We start from the raw sequence: 16,490 nt of genomic DNA, 5'->3' as shown, positions 1-16,490 counted from the left end.
ACTCCCTACGCGTCGCTTACCCGGCGAGCGTACCGGGTGCCGGGACCCCCTCGGAGCGGAGCGCACCGCGTCAGGGGCGCCCGCGAGCGCGTCAGGCGCGCTCCGGGCCCGCGCACCCGGCCTCAGCCGGCCCTGCGGGTCTGCTTGGCGCGGGACCGCTTCTCGACGTACATCCGCTGGTCCGCGGATTGCAGCACCTCTTCCGCGGTCATCCCGCAGTGCGCCCAGCCGATGCCGAAGCTGGCTCCGACGCGCACCGCGCGCCCGTCCACGCGGATCGGCGGAATGATGGCATTCCGCAACCTGACCGCAAGGTCCTCGGCGTCCGCGACGCCGAGCCCGTCGGCGAGCACCACGAACTCGTCGCCGCCGAGCCTGGCCACCGTGTCCCCGTCCCGTACGCCGCTGGTGAGCCGCCTGGCGACCTCGATGAGGACGGCGTCGCCCGCGTTGTGCCCGAACCGGTCGTTGATCGACTTGAAGCCGTCGAGGTCGCAGAAGAGCACGGCCAGGCCCTTGGCGCCGTCGTCCGCGCCGGGCGTGACCACGTGCGTGTGGTGATCGAACCCGTCGAAGTCGCTGTACCCGGCGTGGCCGACGTGACCGGTGTGGCCGACGTGACCGGTGTACGTGGTCGGCGCGCCGAAGTCGAGGCCGTGGCCGTGGCCGCTCCCGTGGCCCGCCCCGTGGTGGTCCCCGTAGGCCGCGTCCAGCGACTCGACGGCGCCGACGCCCGGCTCCTGCGGGCGACGGCACAGCCGCGCGGAGAGGCGGGCGCGCAGTTCGGCCGAGTTCGGCAGGCCGGTCAGGGAGTCGTGCGAGGCGCGGTGCGCGAGGTGCAGCTCGCGGCGCTTGCGGTCCTCGATGTCCTCGACGTGGGTGAGCAGGAACCGCGGCCCGTCCGTGGCGTCCGCGACCACGGAGTTGCGCAGGCTGGCCCACACGTACGTGCCGTCGCGCCGCCCGAGCCGCAGTTCGGCGCGGCCCCCCTCGGCGGAGGTGCGCAGCAGGGTGCCGATGTCCTCGGGGTGGACGAGGTCGGAGAACGAGTAGCGCCGCATCGCGGACGCGGGCCGCCCGAGCAGCCGGCACAGCGCGTCGTTGACCCGCAGGATGCGGCCGTGCTGGTCGCCGCCCATCTCGGCGATCGCCATGCCGGACGGCGCGTACTCGAATGCCTGTCGAAACGACTCCTCGCTGGCGCGCAGCGCCTGCTGCTCGCGTTCGAGGCGTACGAGGGCGCGCTGCATGTTGGCGCGCAGCCGGGCGTTGCTGATGGCGATGGCGGCCTGGAAGGCGTACATCTGCAGGGCCTCGCGCCCCCAGGCGCCGGGCCTGCGCCCGTTGCGCGGCCGGTCGACGGATATGACGCCGAGCAGCTCCCCCGCGGCCGTCCCGGTCGCGTACATGGGCGCGAAGAGCCGGTCGGCGGGGTGCCACTCGTCCTCGAACCGGGGCGGCGGACCGTCGGTGAACCACTGCGGTACGTCGTCCTCGTCGAGTATCCAGCCCTCGGTGTACGGGATGAAGCGCAGCTGTCCCCATGCCTCGCCCATGGCGAGGCGCCGGTCCCAGGAGGTGCGGGAGCCGACGCGGCCGGTGATCAGTGACTCGGCGGCGGCGTCACCGGCGAAGGCGGCGACGACGAGGTCTCCGTCGGGGCGCACCAGATTCACGGCCGCCAGCTGGTAGCCGAGCCCCTCGACGACGCCGTCGGCGACGGTCTGCAGGGTGTCGGCCAGGCTCCGGGCCGTGTTCATGTCCGCCATGACCTGGTGCAGCTGACGCAGGGTCGCAAGACGGACGTACGGCTCCGACTCGGTCTCCATGCTCAGCTCTCCCCGAGACCTCGACAGCACTCCAGAATTCTGATCGGCTCTCTACGCGCACGTGCAGCGGCACGTTCATTTCGCAGTGTCGACCGCCACTGAATCACAGCGAGCTGTTCACTCGGTACACAGGGTCAACAAAATATGGCTCCTGTGACTCAAGTCACAAGGTCGCGGGGGGTTTTGGCCGGGTTGCCGGTCGCTGGTCCTAGGACCCGGCTCGGCCCGGGGCCCGATGCGTCGGCCCGAGCCACGCGGTTAGCGTCACTGGCGTGTCGAACGTACTGAAGACCCTCCCCTCCACCGGACCCGCCGCCCCTGCCGCTGCCGCCGCCCCGGCGCCCTCCGCCAGGCATGCTGAGGGGGTGAGCAACGACGAATTCCGCGCAGCCCTGTCCCGCCTCTCCGCGGGTGTCGTCCTGCTGACGGCACGCGAGGCCCCCCTCGCCCCGGACGGTCCGGCGGGCGAGGACGCGGGCATGACGGCGACGGCGTTCATGTCGGTCTCCCTGGACCCGCCGCTGGTCCTGGTGTCGCTGCGCAACGGCTCACGCATGGACGACCTGCTGGACGAGCAGCCCCTGTGGGCGATCTCGATCCTCGCCGAGTCGCAGAGCCACATCGCCGGCCGTTTCGCCATGAAGGGCCGCATCAGCGACCGGCTCCTGTTCGAGGACATCCCGTACGTGCGCGGCGAGCGGACGGACGCCCCGCTGGTCGGCGGCGCGCTGGCCACGCTGGAGTGCCGCACGGAACGACGAGTCCCGGCGGGCGACCACACCCTGGTGATCGGCCGGGTCCTGACGGCGGACCTGCCGAGCGCGGAGGGCGGCCCGCTGATGTACTTCAAGGGCAGGTACCGGACGCTGGGCTAAAGGTGTGTCGCCCTGAGAGACTCGGCGGGCGGCTACCAGTCCCTGGACGACCGCAGCTTCTTCGTCCGGGCGCGCGCCTTCTTCTCCCGCAGCCGCTTCTCGTTGAGACCACGGGGCACCTTCGTGGCCTTACGGGGTTTCGGCGGTGGCGCCGATGCCTGCGCGAGCAGCGCCGCGAGCCGCACCGCCGCGGTCTCCCGGTTGCGCCACTGCGAGCGGTGCTCGGAGGCGCGTACGGAGACCACGCCGTCGACGAGGCGGGAGGCGAGCCGCTCCAGGGCGCGCGCCTTCCACGCCTCGGGCAGAGCCTTCGTGGCGCCCAGGTCGAAGCGCAACTCGACCTGCGAGTCGCTCGTGTTCACGTGCTGCCCGCCCGGCCCCGACGACCGTGAGAAACGCCAGACGAGCTCGGCCTCGGGCAGGACGACCGAACCGCGGATGGGATAGGGACCGGACATGCGTCCATGGTCGCGCGGGAGTACGGGAGACGTCACCCCGTTTTCCACCTCGGTAAAGAAAGTAAAGAAGGTGGGAGGGAACTGGAACCCGGGGCGCCTGTCCCGGCGTTCCTAGGTACGAGTAGCTTCGGCTGCGCCGTACGCAAACGCGACACAACGATGAAAGGGACTCCCCATGGCTGTAAGCCTGTCCAAGGGTGGCAACGTCTCGCTCACCAAGGAGGCTCCGGGCCTGACCGCTGTCACCGTGGGACTCGGCTGGGACGTCCGCACCACCACGGGCACCGACTTCGACCTGGACGCCTCGGCCATCGCGGTCAACGGCCAGGGGAAGGTCTACTCGGACGCCCACTTCGTCTTCTTCAACAACAAGCAGACGCCCGACCAGACGATCGTGCACACCGGCGACAACCGCACGGGCGAGGGCGCGGGCGACGACGAGGCGATCAACGTGAACCTGGCGGCGCTCCCCGCCGACATCGACAAGGTCGTCTTCCCGGTCTCCATCTACGACGCGGAGACCCGCTCGCAGAACTTCGGCCAGGTGCGCAACGCGTACATCCGCATCGTCAACCAGGCCGGCGGCAGCGAGATCGCCCGCTACGACCTGTCGGAGGACGCGGCGACGGAGACGGCGATGGTCTTCGGCGAGCTGTACCGCAACGGGGCGGAGTGGAAGTTCCGCGCCGTGGGCCAGGGCTACGCCTCGGGCCTGGTCGGCATCGCGCAGGACTTCGGCGTCAACGTCTGACGTCTGTCCGGAGCACCCCCGGCCGCCGCGTCGCCGCGCGCGCCGGGGCCTCCGGAGTCGCCGGGTCTCCAGGTCTCCAGGTCTCCAGGTCTCCAGGTCTCCAGGTCTCCAGGGTCACCGCACCATCCGCACCGCGAGCGCGGCGATCAGCGTGCTGGACGCGAGCGCTGTCGCGAGCCCCGTCCGCGGCCCGGTCAGCGCCCGCCCGAGCAACGCACCGCCGCCCGCGAGCAGCAACTGCCAGCTGGCGGACGCGGCGAAGGCGGCGATGACGAAGACGGCGCGTAGGGCGACGCCGTGATCCGGGCCCCCGCCGCCGACGACGAGCGCGGTGAAGTAGATGACGGTCAGGGGGTTGAGGACCGTGATACCGAGCAGCCCGAAGTAGGCCCGGCGCGGCGCGAGTTGCCCGTGCGCCGCACCGCCCTCCACCGCACCGGCGCCCGCCACCCGGCTGGTCGCGCGGCCCGTCGTGCGCGGCGCCCGATGACGGCGCACCGCCTGCCACGCCCCGTGCGCGGCGAGCGCGAGCAGCACCACGGCCGAGACCCAGCGCAGCGGCCCCCGCACCGACCGGACGGCCGGGGCGAGCGCGCCGCCCCGTGGCCCCCGTGACACCATCACCTACGTGCTCGACATCGGTTACGCCCTCTCCCGCCGCTTCCCGGACCCGCCGCAGACGGACTACCGGCGCGCGGACGTGCACGCGCTGCGCCACGACCTGTTCAGCGGCGACGTGTACCTGGCCGACACGAAGGCGGACCGGGAGCTGTCCACAGCCTGGGGATGGGTGCCGGTGCTCGACTTCGCGTGGGCGCTGTGCGACATCGTCGAGCGCCTCGACCGCGACCCGCGCGGCAGCCGCTCGGCGACCACCCAGTACGCGGAGCTGGACTTCACCGAGTCCACCGACCGCATGCTCTTCGAGCGCCGCTTCGGCTGGGTCGACATCGAGGCCGACTGGATGCCGGGCGACGAACCCCCGCTCACTTTCTCCTACGCCGAACTGCGCCGCGAGGCACGGGACTTCCTCCACGACCTCATCGCCGACCTGACCGACATGCACGAGGACCTGGCCGACAACCCGGCGATCTGGGACCTGCAGAGCCGCTTTCCCCGGGTGGACTGACCCGCGGAGGGGCCCGGCGGGGGGACGTGTGCGGGGCCGCAGCGCCGCCAGGCCGCAGCGCCGCAGAGCTCAACCCTCCACCCGCACCCCCATCTGCGCCGCGAACACCGGTGCCAGGTCCAGCAACTGGGCCGTCGAGATGACTGCCCCGCCCAGCCGGTCCACGCCTCGCGCGATCTCCAGGCGCGCCGCGTCACGGAGGTCGACGTCGGTCAGCGTCGCTCCGGTCAGATCCACTCCTCGCAGCACGCACCCGGGGAACTCCACCCGCTCAAGACGCGCGCCCGCGAAGTCCGGCTCGACCAGCACGCACCCGTCGAAGACGACGTCCCGCAGCCGGGCCTTGCGCAGGTTCAGGTAGTCGATCTTGCCGCCGCGGACCACGACCCGCTCCAGCATGCCGCCGTGCAGTTGCACCCCGCCGAGCCGCGCGTCCACCACCTCCACGTCCCGCAGCGTCGCCTCCGCCAGGTCCGTGCCCACGCCCCGCATCCCGGTGAGCACGCAGTCCAGGACCCGGGCGCGGCCCAGCGACGCCTCGTCGACCCGGCACGCCCGGAGTCCGCAGTCCATGAACCGGGCCCCGGTGCCCTCCTGCCCGGTGAGGTCCGCGCCGCTGAACTCAAGGCCGTCGTAGTCCCCGCCCGGCTCCAGCTCACCCCCCGTCCACGGCACCAGCGGCGGCAGCCGCACCTGTGCCCGCCGCGCCTTCTTCACCTTGCCCGGGCCGCCCGCGCCACCACGTTTGTCCGCCATGCCGCCATAGTGCCCGCGACCACTGACAATCCCGGCCCGCGACTCAGGCCGCCATGCCCTCAAGACCCTTCACGTACTCCGGCAGAGCCCCGAAGAACGCGGCCATCGCCCCGTGGTGGTGGTAGTCGCGGGTCTCGACGAGCCGCCCGTCGGAGAGGCGGCCGCGGGCGATGATCACGTTGGGCAGACGGAACGTACGGCCGGTGGCGTGGACGTGGCCCTCGATGGTGAACTCGGCGATCGCGACCTCGGGGTCGTCCGTGCTCCAGACCCTCAGGTCGTGCACGGTGCGGGAGAAACGGTCGAGGGGCGAGCGGTCGAAGAACTCCGCGACCTCGTCAAGCCCCTCCCAGCGGGTGTGCTCGCCGACGCCGAAGGCGTGCGTGACGACGACGTCGTCGGCGTAGATGCGGGTGATCGGGGCGAAGTCGCCGCTCTCGACCATCTCGACGAGCGCGCGCAGCGAGTCGGCCACGGATCGCGGCGCGGAAGCAGACGTGTTTTCGGACATGGGTGTACCCCTTCGGAGAGACGGAACATAGAATCGGAGCCAAACCGGAGTCGCCACTCCCCTTACGGCTCCGGACGATACGGACTGGCCACTCCGGTTGTCAACGGACGGCACGGCCGGACGCCATGGAAGGTGATTGCCCGATGCGCGCGGACGCCCGCAGAAACCGCGAACGGCTGCTCGACGCCGCGGAGAAGGTGTTCGCCGCGCGCGGCCCGGCCGCCGCCACGGAGGAGGTCGCCAAGGAGGCCGGGGTCGGCGTCGGCACGCTCTTCCGGCACTTCCCCACGAAGGAAGCGCTCCTGGAGGCCGTCTTCCAGGCCCGCATGGACGCCGGGGCGGCCCGCATGGAGGAACTGGCGGACGCCGCCGACCCGGGCGCCGCGTTCCGCGAGATGTTCCTGCGGAACGTGGAGGAGTCGCGCAGCAAGATCGCCTACATCAACGCGCTCGCGACGGCGGGCGTCGACGTCGACGGGAGCTTCGAGGACACGAAGAAGCGACTGCGCGCCGCGTTGGGGGTGGTGCTCGAACGCGCCCAGGAGACGGGCGACGTACGGCCCGACGTGACCGCGGCCGACGTGATCGCCCTGATGGTCGGCGCGGCCCGCGCGGCGGAGCACACGGACGCCGACGCGGCGGCCGACGTGGCGACCGAAAGAGACGGTACGGCTCCAGGCACGGCCGCCCGCGCCCACGCGGCGGAGGTCGTCCTGGACGGCCTGACGCGGCGCCGGTGACCGGCCCCCGTCCGGTCGGTCGGCTCACCAGGTGCTGATGTCACCCTCGTCCACGCCGCCGCCCCAGGCCACGGTCCGGCCAGTCGGCGGTGCCACGCCCTGTTCGACCCAGACCTCGAGCGCGCCGAGCACCGTGCGGTAGACGGGCAGCATGGGGCGCAGCCTGCCGGGGAACCGGTCGCAGAAGCCCTCGACGTGCGTGCCGCCCTCGATGCGGTACTGGCGGTGCAGCCCGCCGCGACCGGCCGCCGCGACGAGTTCGGCGTAGCGGTCGGAGTGGATGCCGATGGGCAGCAGCGTGTCGAGGGTGCCGTGGAAGGAGAGCAGCGGTTTCCCGATGGCGCCGGTCAGGGCGACACGGGCCACGGCCTCGTGCACGGCGGCCGGGCGGCGGTCGTAGTCGTAGTCCGCGTCGCTGCCCGGGTAGGCGGGATCGAAGACGGCACGGTACGTGCGCTGGGTGAAGTCCCAGTAGATCCGGTGGTGCGCCTCCCACAGGAACTCCGACCCGGCCGGGAGCCCCGCCGCGACGAGCCGCGCGTGCGCGTCGGCGCATCCGGTGTCCCGGTAGCGGGGGTAGTGCGCGACGAACGCCGGGAGGTGAGTGAACAGGTTCGGCCCCTCGGCCCGCCACAACGGTCCCTCCCAGTCGACGCCCCCGTCGTACAGGTCGGGGTGGCGCTCCAGTTGGAGCCGGGTCGCGTAACCGCCGTTGGAGACGCCGACGACGTAACAGCGCACCGGCTCGGTGCCGTAGTGGCGCCGGACCGTCGCCCGCGCCGCGACCGTCAGCTCGCGCAGCCGCAGCTCCCACTCGGCGAGCGCGTCCCCGGGACGGCTCCCCGCCATGTGGAACTCGGGGCCCGAGTTGCCCTTGTCCGTGGCGGCGTAGGCGTACCCGGCGGCCACCGCCGCGTCGCCGATCAGCCGGTCGGTGGCGTACTGGCGGCGCACGCCGGGGGCTGCGGTGACGAGCAGCTTGCCGTTCCAGCGGTGCGGCAGACGCAGCACGAACTGGGCGTCGTGGTGCCAGCCGTGGTGCGCGTTGAGCGTCGTGGGCGAGGGAAAGCAGCCGTCGATCTGCACGCCGGGCACGGGCGGATGCGCCGCCCCCGCCGAGGCGTGCAGCCCCTCCCAGTCGGCGGGGACGGTGTGACCGCTCGCGAGGGTGCCGGTGGTCGTGAGGTCGTCCAGCGCCGCCGACCGCTGCCGCTCGGCACCGGGCACGCGCGTGGCGCGACGGATGTCGCGGGCGGGGGCACCGGAGCCACTGCCGCAGCCGGGGTCGCACTCAGCGCCGGAGGCGGTGTCGGCGCCGGAGCGGGAGCCGGGGCCACACCCGGCACCGGAGCCGGAGCCGCCGCCGGGGTCGCCCTCGGGGCCGGTACCGGAGCCGCCGCCGCTGCCGGGGTCGCATTCGGGGCCGCAGCCACAGCCGCAGCCGGGGCCACACCCGGCACCACAGCCACAGCCACTGCCGCTGCCGGGGTCGCACTCCGTGCCGGAGGCGGTGTCGGGGTCGGTGTCTGGCATCGCGGGGTCCTTCCGAACGAGACGCCCGGCGACCGTACCCACCACGCGCGGAACCGGCCATGTCCCGGTCCCACACGCACCGGCCCACCACCGTGGGAGCCCGCACCATGGCAGTCAACCCGCGCCTCTCACGCCTCCTCGGCCCCAGCGACACCCCGAAGGCCCGGCAAAGCCCCGACCAGACCTGACGGTGGCTCATTTCAGCGGTCCGGCATGGCTGACTCCCACACCGTACGAGCCCGCGATGCGTCGCCCCCACACATGTCGCCACCCGTTCCGGCGGCCCTACGGTCCCCAAAACCCCGCCCGTCACCCTCAGGAGCCGACCATGACGTCCCGATCCGTACGGATACACCGGCAGTTGGCCACCCTCGCGGCCTGCGCGCTGCTCGCCGTCGGCTGCAGCAAGGCCGGAACCGCCGGCACGGCGAGCGACGGCTCCGGGGCCGGAGCCGGGGCCCCGGTGAAGGTGGGGCTCGTCTACTCCAAGACCGGCCCCCTCGCCGCGTACGGCAAGCAGTACGCCCAGGGCTTCCGGGCGGGCCTCGACTACGCGACCAAGGGCACCGGCGAGGTCGACGGGCACCGCGTGGAACTCTCCGTGCGGGACGACGCGGGCGATCCCGCGAAGGCCGTCTCCGAGGCCAAGGAACTCATCGGCAAGGGCTGCACGATCCTGGCCGGTTCGACGTCGTCCGGCGTCGCCCTTCAGGTGGCGCCGGTCGCCGCCCAGAACAAGGTGTTGTTCATCAGCGGCCCCGCCGCGGCCGACAAGATCACCGGCCTGAACAAGTACACCTTCCGCTCCGGCCGCCAGTCCTACCAGGACATCCGTACCGCCGCCGCGTTCCTCGGCAAGGACGGCAAGAGCGTCAAGGGCGGCAAGGTCACCGTGCTCGCCCAGGACAGCGCCTTCGGGCAGGCGAACGTGGCGGCGGTCAAGGAGGTCCTGGGCAAGGAGGGCGCCACCGTCAAGGCGGTGCTCGCCCCGCCGAGCGCGACCGACCTCACGCCGTTCGCCCGGCAGGCCAAGTCCTCCCGGCCCGACCTGCTGTTCGTCGCGTGGGCCGGGGACACGGCCTCGTCCCTGTGGACCTCGCTCACCCAGCAGGACGTGTTCGCCTCCACCAAGGTCGTCACCGGCCTCGACCTGGCCGCCTCGTACCCGCTGTTCGGGCCCGCGGCGACGAAGATCTCCTTCCTGAGCCACTACTTCGACGGGGCCGCGGGTACCGCCGTCGAGCGCGCCATGTCCGACGCCGTGACGAAGGCCGGCGCCAAGCCGGACATCTTCACCCCGGACGGCTTCACCGCCGCGCAGATGATCGTGCACGCCGTGCGGGCCACCAAGGGTTCGGCGGGCGACACCTCCGCTCTCGTCAAGTCCCTCGAGGGCTGGAGCTTCGACGGGGTCAAGGGCCGCCTCACCGTGCGCGCCGAGGACCACGCGCTGCTCCAGCCGATGTTCCAGGCGAAGCTCACCGGCGCCGCCGCGGGCACCGGCACGCCGAAGCCCTCCGTCGTACGGACCCTCCCCGCCGACCAGGTGGCCCCGCCGGTCGCCCCGATGGCGGGCTGACCGATGACGGCAGCAGCGGCGACAACGGCGGCCGCCACCCCCGTCCTCCGCCTCGACGACCTCGGCTGGTCGGTCCGGGGCGTACCGATCGTGCACGGCGTGTCGTGCGGCGTGCGCGAGGGCGAGTTCGTCGCCTTCATCGGCCCCAACGGGGCGGGGAAGACCTCCCTGTTCAACCTGATCTCCGGCATCCGTCCGGCCACCACCGGCACCGTCACGCTCGACGGCACCGACCTCACCCGCGCCGGCGTCCACGCGCGCGCCCGGCGCGGGCTCGGCCGCACCTTCCAGACGTCGTCGCTGTGGCCGGGGATGACCGTGGCCGAGCACGTGCGCCTCGCCGCCCAGGCCGCGGCCGGGCCCCGCGCCTCCTACCGGCTCTGGCGCCGCGCCGCGCCCTACCGCCAGGAGGTCGCCGACGTCCTGGAGCGCACCGAACTGGCCCACCGCGCCGACACGCCGGCCGCCGCGCTCTCCCACGGCGAGAAACGCAAGCTGGAGCTGGCCGTGCTGCTCGTCGGCGATCCCCGGATCATCCTGCTCGACGAGCCGATGGCCGGGGTCAGCGCCGAGGAGGTCCCGGCGCTGACCGCGCTCGTCCGCTCGGTCCACCGCGACCTGGGCCGCACCGTCCTGATGGTCGAGCACCACATGGACGTCCTGCTCGGCCTCGCCGACCGCGTCGCGGTGATGCACCACGGCACGCTCCTGGCCCTGGACACACCGGACGCGGTGATGGCCGACCCGACCGTCCAAGATGCCTACCTGGGAGAGGAGTTGTGACCGCCATGGGCGCACCGCACGATCCCCTGCTCACCGTCCGCGGCCTGCGCGTCGTCATCGACGGCCTGCACATCCTCCACGGCGTGGACCTCGACGTGGCGCCGTCCGGCGTGACCGCGCTGCTCGGCCGCAACGGCGCGGGCAAGACCACGACGGTCAAGGCCGTGCTCGGGCTCGTCCCGCGCACCGGCGGCATCCGGCTCGCGGGCGAGGACCTGACCCGTCTTCCCACCCACCTCGTCGTGCGGCGCGGCATCGGTTACGTGCCCGAGGACCGGGGCGTCTTCGGCGGCCTCACCGTCGCCGAGAACCTGCGCCTCGCGGAACGGGACGCCGAGCCCGCCTACCCCCTCGTACACGAGATCTTCCCCGAACTGAAGCGCCGCGAGCGGCAGGTGGCGGGCACGCTCTCCGGCGGCCAGCAGCAGATGGTGGCCATCGCCCGGACCCTGCTCAACGCCAACCGCCTGATCATCGCCGACGAGCCGACCAAGGGCCTGGCCCCCCGGATCGTCACGGAGGTCGCCGACGCACTGGAACGCGTCGCATCCCGCGTCCCCGTCCTGCTGGTCGAGCAGAACCTCGCTCTCGTCCGGCGCACGGCCGCGACCTGCGCCGTACTGGCCGACGGCCACACCGTCCACCAGGGCGCCACGGCCGAGCTGCTCGCCGACGAGGAGGCGGCGCGGCGGCTGCTGGGCGTGGGCAGCAGCCGCCGGCCGTCCCCCGGACCATCCCCGGGTGCCGCACCGGCACCACCGACCGGTACGGAGGTCAACCGCTGATGGACACCGTCATCCTGCTGCTGTGCACCGGCCTCGGCCTCGGCGCGCTGTACTTCCTCGTCGCCTCCGGCCTGTCACTGATCTTCGGCCTGATGGACGTGCTCAACTTCGCCCACGGCGCGCTGCTCTCGGTCGGCGCCTACGCCGCCTGGTGGGCGACCGCACAGGCGGGCATGGACTTCTACGCGGCGGTGGCGTTCGGCACGGCCGTCGGCACCCTCGCCGCCGTCCTCCTCGAACTCGCGCTGATCCGGCCGCTGTACAGCCGCCCGCGCGACCAGATCCTGGCCACCGTCGGCGTCGGCCTCGCCGTGCCCGCCCTGCTGATGGGCGTCTGGGGCGCCGACGCCCGCCCGTTCCCGCAGCCGTCCGGGCTCTCCGGCACGGTGCGCGTGCTCGGCGCGGTCGTCCCGGTCAACCGTTTCGTGCTGATGGCCGCGGCCCTGCTGGTCCTGCTCGCGCTGCGCCTGTTCCTGGCCCGTACCCGCTACGGGCTGATCGTGCGGGCCGGCGTCGAGGACCGGGCGATGGTCACGGCCCTCGGCATCGACGTACGCAGGGCCTTCACGCTCGTCTTCGCGATCGGCGGCGCCGCGGCGGCGCTCGGCGGCGCGCTCGCCGGGCTCTATTTCGGCTCGGTCGCCCCGGGCCAGGGCACCGGCCTGCTGATCTTCGCGTTCGTCGTGGTCGTCATGGGCGGCATGGGCTCGGTCACGGGGGCGGCCGTCGCCTCGGCCGGGGTCGGCCTGGTCCAGCAGTTCGCCAACTACTACACCGCCGCCGGGCTCGGCGACCTCTCGGTCGTCGTGCTGCTGGCCGTACTGCTCCTCGTACGGCCCGGCGGACTGACCGGGAGGCTCGCGTGACGTTCCTCGGACACCGGGCGACAACCGCGCGGGAACGGCGCGGGTGGCGGGACCGGCGGCGCTGGTGGCCGCCGGCCCTGCTCGCCGTCCTCCTCCTCGCCCCGTTCAGCGCCCTGCCCGTCCCCGGCCTGCTCAGCGGCCCCCTCGGCAGCCCCGGCAGCCTGCAACTGCTCGCTCTGTGCCTGCTCTACGGGGGCCTCGCCACCGGCTACGACCTGCTGCTCGGCCGCACCGGACTGCTCTCCTTCGGCCACGCGCTGTACTTCGCCACCGGCCTGTACGTCACGGACCTGGCCATGCTGGAGTGGCGGCTGCCGTTCGCGGCCGCGGCGGCGGTGGGCGTCGGCTGCGCGCTGCTGCTCGCCGTGGTCCTCGGCGCGGTCGGCCTGCGGGTGTCCGGGATCGGGTTCTCGATGGTGACGCTGGCCTTCGCACAGGCCGGATCGATCCTCGTGACCCGCGACCCCGGCGGCCTCACCGGCGGCGAGGAGGGCCGCGCGGTCCCGGCCGACCTGCTGCCGGACGGTGTCGTCGGCATCCAGAACACGGCCACCTTGTACTGGATCGCCCTCGCGTACCTGGTACTCACCCTCGCCGTGGTCCACTGGACGGTCTCCTCGCCCATCGGACGGGTGTGGGCGGGCATCCGGGAGAACGAGCGCCGCGTGGAGGTGCTCGGCCTGCGCCCGTACGGGTTCAAGCTGGTCGCCTTCGTGGTGGCGGGCGGCCTGGCCGGTGCGGGCGGGGTGGTCTACCTGCTGCTCACCGGCGGGGCGACGCCCCAGGCCGCCTCGTCCGACGCGACGCTGGCGCTGCTCGTGATGGTAATCCTGGGCGGCTCCGGCAGCCGCTGGGGCCCGCTGCTCGGCGGCGTCCTGTACACGTGGGCGGACCACCGCCTGGGCGACCTGGCCAACTCGGGCACGGTCGCCGGACTCCCGGCGGTGCTGCGGGTCCCGCTCTCCCAGCCTCTCTTCCTCCTCGGCACGCTCTTCGTCGCCGTGGTCCTCCTGCTGCCGGGCGGTCTCGCGGCGCTGCCCGCGCGCGTCCGGGCGAGACGCTCGGCCCGCGGCCCGCGGCCCGCGGGTCTTGGCACGGCTCCGGAGGGCAGCGCGGTCTGAGGAACGGCCCGGCTCCGACGGCCCCGGCAGCGTGCGCGACGGCTGCCGGGGCCCGGCCGTATCCGGGTGGCGCGGGCCGAACTCCCCCTGCGGCGGGCCCATATGGCAGCCCCACATGACGTGGACACGCACGATGGATTTCCCACCCATTAACCCCGTGTCGCCACAGCCTCATGATGCACGTCACAGCCCGAGCCCACCCCACGGGCGCCCCGCACACCCCCCTTCCCTCAGGAGCCGCACATGGCACGCACGGACCACCACACCCCGCCGCCCGGCCGCCTCCGCCGCCTGCTGTCGGCCGCGGCCGGAGCGATCGCACTGGCCGCGAGCCTGCTCACGGTCGCCGCGCAGCCCGCGGCCGCCGCCACCCTCACCCAGGTGACGAGCTTCGGCTCGAACCCGGGCAACCTCGCGATGTACGAGTACGCGCCCGACAACCTGCCCACGGGCCGCCCCCTGGTCGTCGCCCTGCACGGCTGCACGCAGAGCGCGGCCGGCTACCACAGCCACTCGGGCTGGGCGCGGTTCGCCGACCAGTGGGGCTTCGCCGTGGTCTACCCACAGACCGACTCCTCGAACAACTCGGCGTCCTGCTTCCGCTGGTGGGACACGGCTCAGGACACCCGCGGCCACGGCGAGGCACTCTCCGTCAAGCAGATGGTCGACAAGGCGGTGTCCCAGTACGGCAGCGACACGACCCGCATCTACGTGACCGGTCTCTCGGCGGGCGGCGGCCAGGCGGCCAACCTGCTGGCCGACTACCCGGACGTGTTCGCGGGCGGCGCGATCGACTCCGGCCTGCCCGCCCAGTGCGCCACGTCCTCCTCGGGCACCAACGCCTGCCAGTACAACACCTCGGGCCTGGGCCTGACTCCGCGGCAGTGGGGCGACAAGGTCCGCGACTCCGACCCCGGCTACAACGGCCCGTGGCCGCGCGTGGCGATCTGGCAGGGCACGGCCGACTACACCGTCTCACCGGTCAACGGCGACGAACTGCGCGACCAGTGGACCGACGTCTGGGGCATCGGCCAGACCGCCTCCGGCACGAAGAGCCTGACCGGCGGCACCACGGAGAGCTACTACGACGCCCCCGACGGCACCCCGGCCGTCGAGCTGTACTCCATTTCCGGCATGGGCCACGGCCTGGCGGTCGACCCGGGATCAGGTTCCACACAGTGCGGCTCGACGGGCGCCTACTACCTCGGCTACATCTGCTCGACGTACTACACGGCCACGTTCTGGGGCCTGGACGGCAGCGGCGGAGGCGGCGGAGGCGGCGGCACCTCGCCCCTCCCCGCGCCCACGAACCTGACGGTCACGGGCACCACGGACACGTCCGCCGCCCTCAGCTGGTCGGCGGTGTCGGGCGCGGCCTCGTACGACCTCTACCGCGACGGCACCAAGGTCGGCTCCACCACCTCCACCGGCTACACGGACACCGGCCTGACGAGCGGCACCTCGTACACCTACAAGGTGGCGGCCGTCGACTCGGCGGGCGCGGAGGGCACCCTCTCCCCGGCGGTGACGGCGACGACCACGGGCTACGTCGCCCAGTGCTACACCGCCAACAACTACCAACAGGTCGTGGACGGCCGCGCCCACACGAGCGGCGGCTACACCTACGCCAACGGCTCCGACCAGAACATGGGGCTGTACAACACGTACGTCACCCACACCCTGAAGGAGACTTCCGCCGGCTACTACGTCATCGCCGACAGCGGCTGCTGACCGCCGCGCGGGACCGGCGACGGCCGAGTGAGGTCGGCGGTGCCCCGGCGAAGGGGTTAGCACCGGGGCACCGCCTGTCGCCAAGATCATTCGTGAGGACGGAGCACCAACTCGACGATCAGCCCCCACAGCACCTTCACAGCCGCTGCGACGGCGAACTTCGAAGCCAGCTCCCTACGCCACTCCTTCTTGTTCTCGGCCACCTCTCCACCTCCCGAATCAGATACAGCTCCTTCGCGGACGACGGGCGAACCCGTCCGGATCAAGTGCAGGGGATGCCCTCGATCCGCCTGTGAGGGGCGACGCCCGGCCTCGGACCAACCCCTTGGACCCGAGGCCGGGCGTTTCCCCTAATTCCGCGCCTGGAGCTGTAATTCAGGCGATGGAACCTCCAACGGTAGCGTGGAACAAGCCGGTTGGACATCCTGTACGCGAAGTCCGCTGGTTCCGGGGCGACATCGGCGGCGCACGCCGGTCCTGTCGTGTCAGGCCGAACCCAGGGCGCTGAGCGCCCCGTCCGTCAGCCGGTACACACTCCACTCGTCCTGCGGGCGCGCGCCCAGTGAGCGGTAGAAGTCGATGGACGGCTGGTTCCAGTTCAGGACGGACCATTCGAGGCGCTCGTAGCCGCGCTCCACGCAGATGCGGGCCAGGCTCGTCAAAAGTGCCTTGCCGTGGCCCGCGCCGCGCGCCTCGGGGCGTACGTACAGGTCCTCCAGGTAGATGCCGTGCACGCCGCGCCACGTGGAGAAGTTGAGGAACCACAGGGCGAAGCCCACGGGTTCACCGGTCGCATCGTCCTGCGCGATGTGCGCGTACGCCGCCGGGTGCGCGCCGAACAGGGCCTCGTGGAGCCGGCCCCGCGTCGCGCGTGCCTCGTGCGACGCCTTCTCGTACTCGGCGAGTTCGCGGATCATGGCGTGGATGACGGGGATGTCGGCGGGGGTCGCGGGGCGAATCATGGGGGCAGGGTAGTCGCCGGGGCGAGGCGGGAGTCGGGGCGAGGTAGTCGCCGGGGCAAGGCGGGCGCCAGGACAGGGCGG

17 protein-coding genes are annotated in these 16,490 nt (G+C 72.7%); 10 read left to right on the top strand and 7 right to left on the bottom strand.

Features of this window, described 5'->3' with window-relative positions:
- Nucleotides 1–122: 122 nt before the first annotated feature.
- Nucleotides 123–1,829 carry a diguanylate cyclase CdgB gene (gene cdgB / locus OFY01_RS17910; RefSeq protein ID WP_266601092.1) on the bottom strand — a complete coding sequence of 569 codons (1,707 nt, stop codon included), beginning with the start codon at nucleotides 1,827–1,829 and terminating at the stop codon, nucleotides 123–125.
- A gap of 284 nt (nucleotides 1,830–2,113) precedes the next feature.
- On the opposite strand from cdgB, the gene OFY01_RS17905 reads away from it, so the two are divergent.
- The gene (locus OFY01_RS17905) at nucleotides 2,114–2,704 is read left to right on the top strand and encodes a flavin reductase family protein (RefSeq protein ID WP_407700369.1); all 591 of its coding nucleotides are present in this window, start codon (nucleotides 2,114–2,116) and stop codon (nucleotides 2,702–2,704) included.
- Nucleotides 2,705–2,736: 32 nt separating this feature from the next.
- Here OFY01_RS17905 and arfB read toward each other — a convergent pair whose 3' ends face one another.
- A complete protein-coding gene (arfB, locus tag OFY01_RS17900; RefSeq protein ID WP_266601088.1) occupies nucleotides 2,737–3,162 on the bottom strand; it encodes an alternative ribosome rescue aminoacyl-tRNA hydrolase ArfB in 426 nt (141 codons plus the stop codon).
- Nucleotides 3,163–3,337: 175 nt separating this feature from the next.
- Between arfB and OFY01_RS17895 the strand changes: the two genes are divergently transcribed.
- Nucleotides 3,338–3,913: a TerD family protein gene (locus OFY01_RS17895; protein WP_266601086.1), complete on the top strand. Its 576-nt coding sequence runs from the start codon at nucleotides 3,338–3,340 to the stop codon at nucleotides 3,911–3,913.
- 114 nt (nucleotides 3,914–4,027) lie between these two features.
- Here the strand turns inward: OFY01_RS17895 and OFY01_RS17890 are convergent, their stop codons facing one another.
- Complete coding sequence (locus OFY01_RS17890) at nucleotides 4,028–4,534, bottom strand: hypothetical protein (protein ID WP_323135525.1); 507 nt, start codon at nucleotides 4,532–4,534, stop codon at nucleotides 4,028–4,030.
- A 7-nt stretch (nucleotides 4,535–4,541) separates the two neighbouring features.
- Between OFY01_RS17890 and OFY01_RS17885 the strand changes: the two genes are divergently transcribed.
- Entirely contained in the window at nucleotides 4,542–5,042 is a 501-nt protein-coding gene (locus OFY01_RS17885) for a hypothetical protein (protein WP_266601084.1), read from the top strand.
- A gap of 69 nt (nucleotides 5,043–5,111) precedes the next feature.
- Here the strand turns inward: OFY01_RS17885 and OFY01_RS17880 are convergent, their stop codons facing one another.
- Together OFY01_RS17880 and OFY01_RS17875 are read right to left on the bottom strand one after the other, a co-directional pair.
- Nucleotides 5,112–5,798 carry a pentapeptide repeat-containing protein gene (locus OFY01_RS17880; protein ID WP_266601082.1) on the bottom strand — a complete coding sequence of 229 codons (687 nt, stop codon included), beginning with the start codon at nucleotides 5,796–5,798 and terminating at the stop codon, nucleotides 5,112–5,114.
- 43 nt (nucleotides 5,799–5,841) lie between these two features.
- Nucleotides 5,842–6,309: a nuclear transport factor 2 family protein gene (locus tag OFY01_RS17875; protein ID WP_266601080.1), complete on the bottom strand. Its 468-nt coding sequence runs from the start codon at nucleotides 6,307–6,309 to the stop codon at nucleotides 5,842–5,844.
- 143 nt (nucleotides 6,310–6,452) lie between these two features.
- Between OFY01_RS17875 and OFY01_RS17870 the strand changes: the two genes are divergently transcribed.
- Nucleotides 6,453–7,049 (top strand): TetR/AcrR family transcriptional regulator, encoded by a 597-nt coding sequence (locus OFY01_RS17870; RefSeq protein WP_266601078.1) that lies wholly within the window; start codon nucleotides 6,453–6,455, stop codon nucleotides 7,047–7,049.
- A gap of 24 nt (nucleotides 7,050–7,073) precedes the next feature.
- Here OFY01_RS17870 and OFY01_RS17865 read toward each other — a convergent pair whose 3' ends face one another.
- Nucleotides 7,074–8,582: an alpha/beta hydrolase gene (locus tag OFY01_RS17865; RefSeq protein ID WP_266601076.1), complete on the bottom strand. Its 1,509-nt coding sequence runs from the start codon at nucleotides 8,580–8,582 to the stop codon at nucleotides 7,074–7,076.
- Between the two features lie 328 nt (nucleotides 8,583–8,910).
- Here OFY01_RS17865 and OFY01_RS17860 point away from each other — a divergent pair, with 328 nt between their 5' ends.
- From OFY01_RS17860 to OFY01_RS17835, 6 genes are all read left to right on the top strand, one after another.
- Nucleotides 8,911–10,161, top strand: a complete 1,251-nt coding sequence (locus tag OFY01_RS17860; protein WP_266601074.1) for a substrate-binding domain-containing protein — start codon at nucleotides 8,911–8,913, stop codon at nucleotides 10,159–10,161.
- Between the two features lie 3 nt (nucleotides 10,162–10,164).
- Nucleotides 10,165–10,944 carry an ABC transporter ATP-binding protein gene (locus OFY01_RS17855; RefSeq protein ID WP_266601072.1) on the top strand — a complete coding sequence of 260 codons (780 nt, stop codon included), beginning with the start codon at nucleotides 10,165–10,167 and terminating at the stop codon, nucleotides 10,942–10,944.
- A gap of 5 nt (nucleotides 10,945–10,949) precedes the next feature.
- On the top strand, nucleotides 10,950–11,729 hold the full coding sequence (locus tag OFY01_RS17850; protein ID WP_266601070.1) for an ABC transporter ATP-binding protein: 780 nt from the start codon (nucleotides 10,950–10,952) through the stop codon (nucleotides 11,727–11,729).
- A complete protein-coding gene (locus OFY01_RS17845) occupies nucleotides 11,729–12,595 on the top strand; it encodes a branched-chain amino acid ABC transporter permease (RefSeq protein ID WP_266601068.1) in 867 nt (288 codons plus the stop codon). Before OFY01_RS17850 ends, OFY01_RS17845 begins: the two co-directional genes overlap by 1 nt.
- Nucleotides 12,592–13,716 (top strand): branched-chain amino acid ABC transporter permease, encoded by a 1,125-nt coding sequence (locus OFY01_RS17840; RefSeq protein WP_266601066.1) that lies wholly within the window; start codon nucleotides 12,592–12,594, stop codon nucleotides 13,714–13,716. Before OFY01_RS17845 ends, OFY01_RS17840 begins: the two co-directional genes overlap by 4 nt.
- Nucleotides 13,717–13,959: 243 nt before the next feature.
- Nucleotides 13,960–15,447 (top strand): extracellular catalytic domain type 1 short-chain-length polyhydroxyalkanoate depolymerase, encoded by a 1,488-nt coding sequence (locus OFY01_RS17835; RefSeq protein WP_266601064.1) that lies wholly within the window; start codon nucleotides 13,960–13,962, stop codon nucleotides 15,445–15,447.
- Between the two features lie 485 nt (nucleotides 15,448–15,932).
- Here the strand turns inward: OFY01_RS17835 and OFY01_RS17830 are convergent, their stop codons facing one another.
- A complete protein-coding gene (locus OFY01_RS17830) occupies nucleotides 15,933–16,409 on the bottom strand; it encodes a GNAT family N-acetyltransferase (protein ID WP_266601130.1) in 477 nt (158 codons plus the stop codon).
- Nucleotides 16,410–16,490: the final 81 nt, after the last annotated feature.

Origin of the sequence: Streptomyces beihaiensis (genome assembly GCF_026274175.1) — a bacterium.
GTDB lineage: Bacteria > Actinomycetota > Actinomycetes > Streptomycetales > Streptomycetaceae > Streptomyces > Streptomyces beihaiensis.
This window is presented reverse-complemented; position numbering and strand designations above follow the sequence as displayed.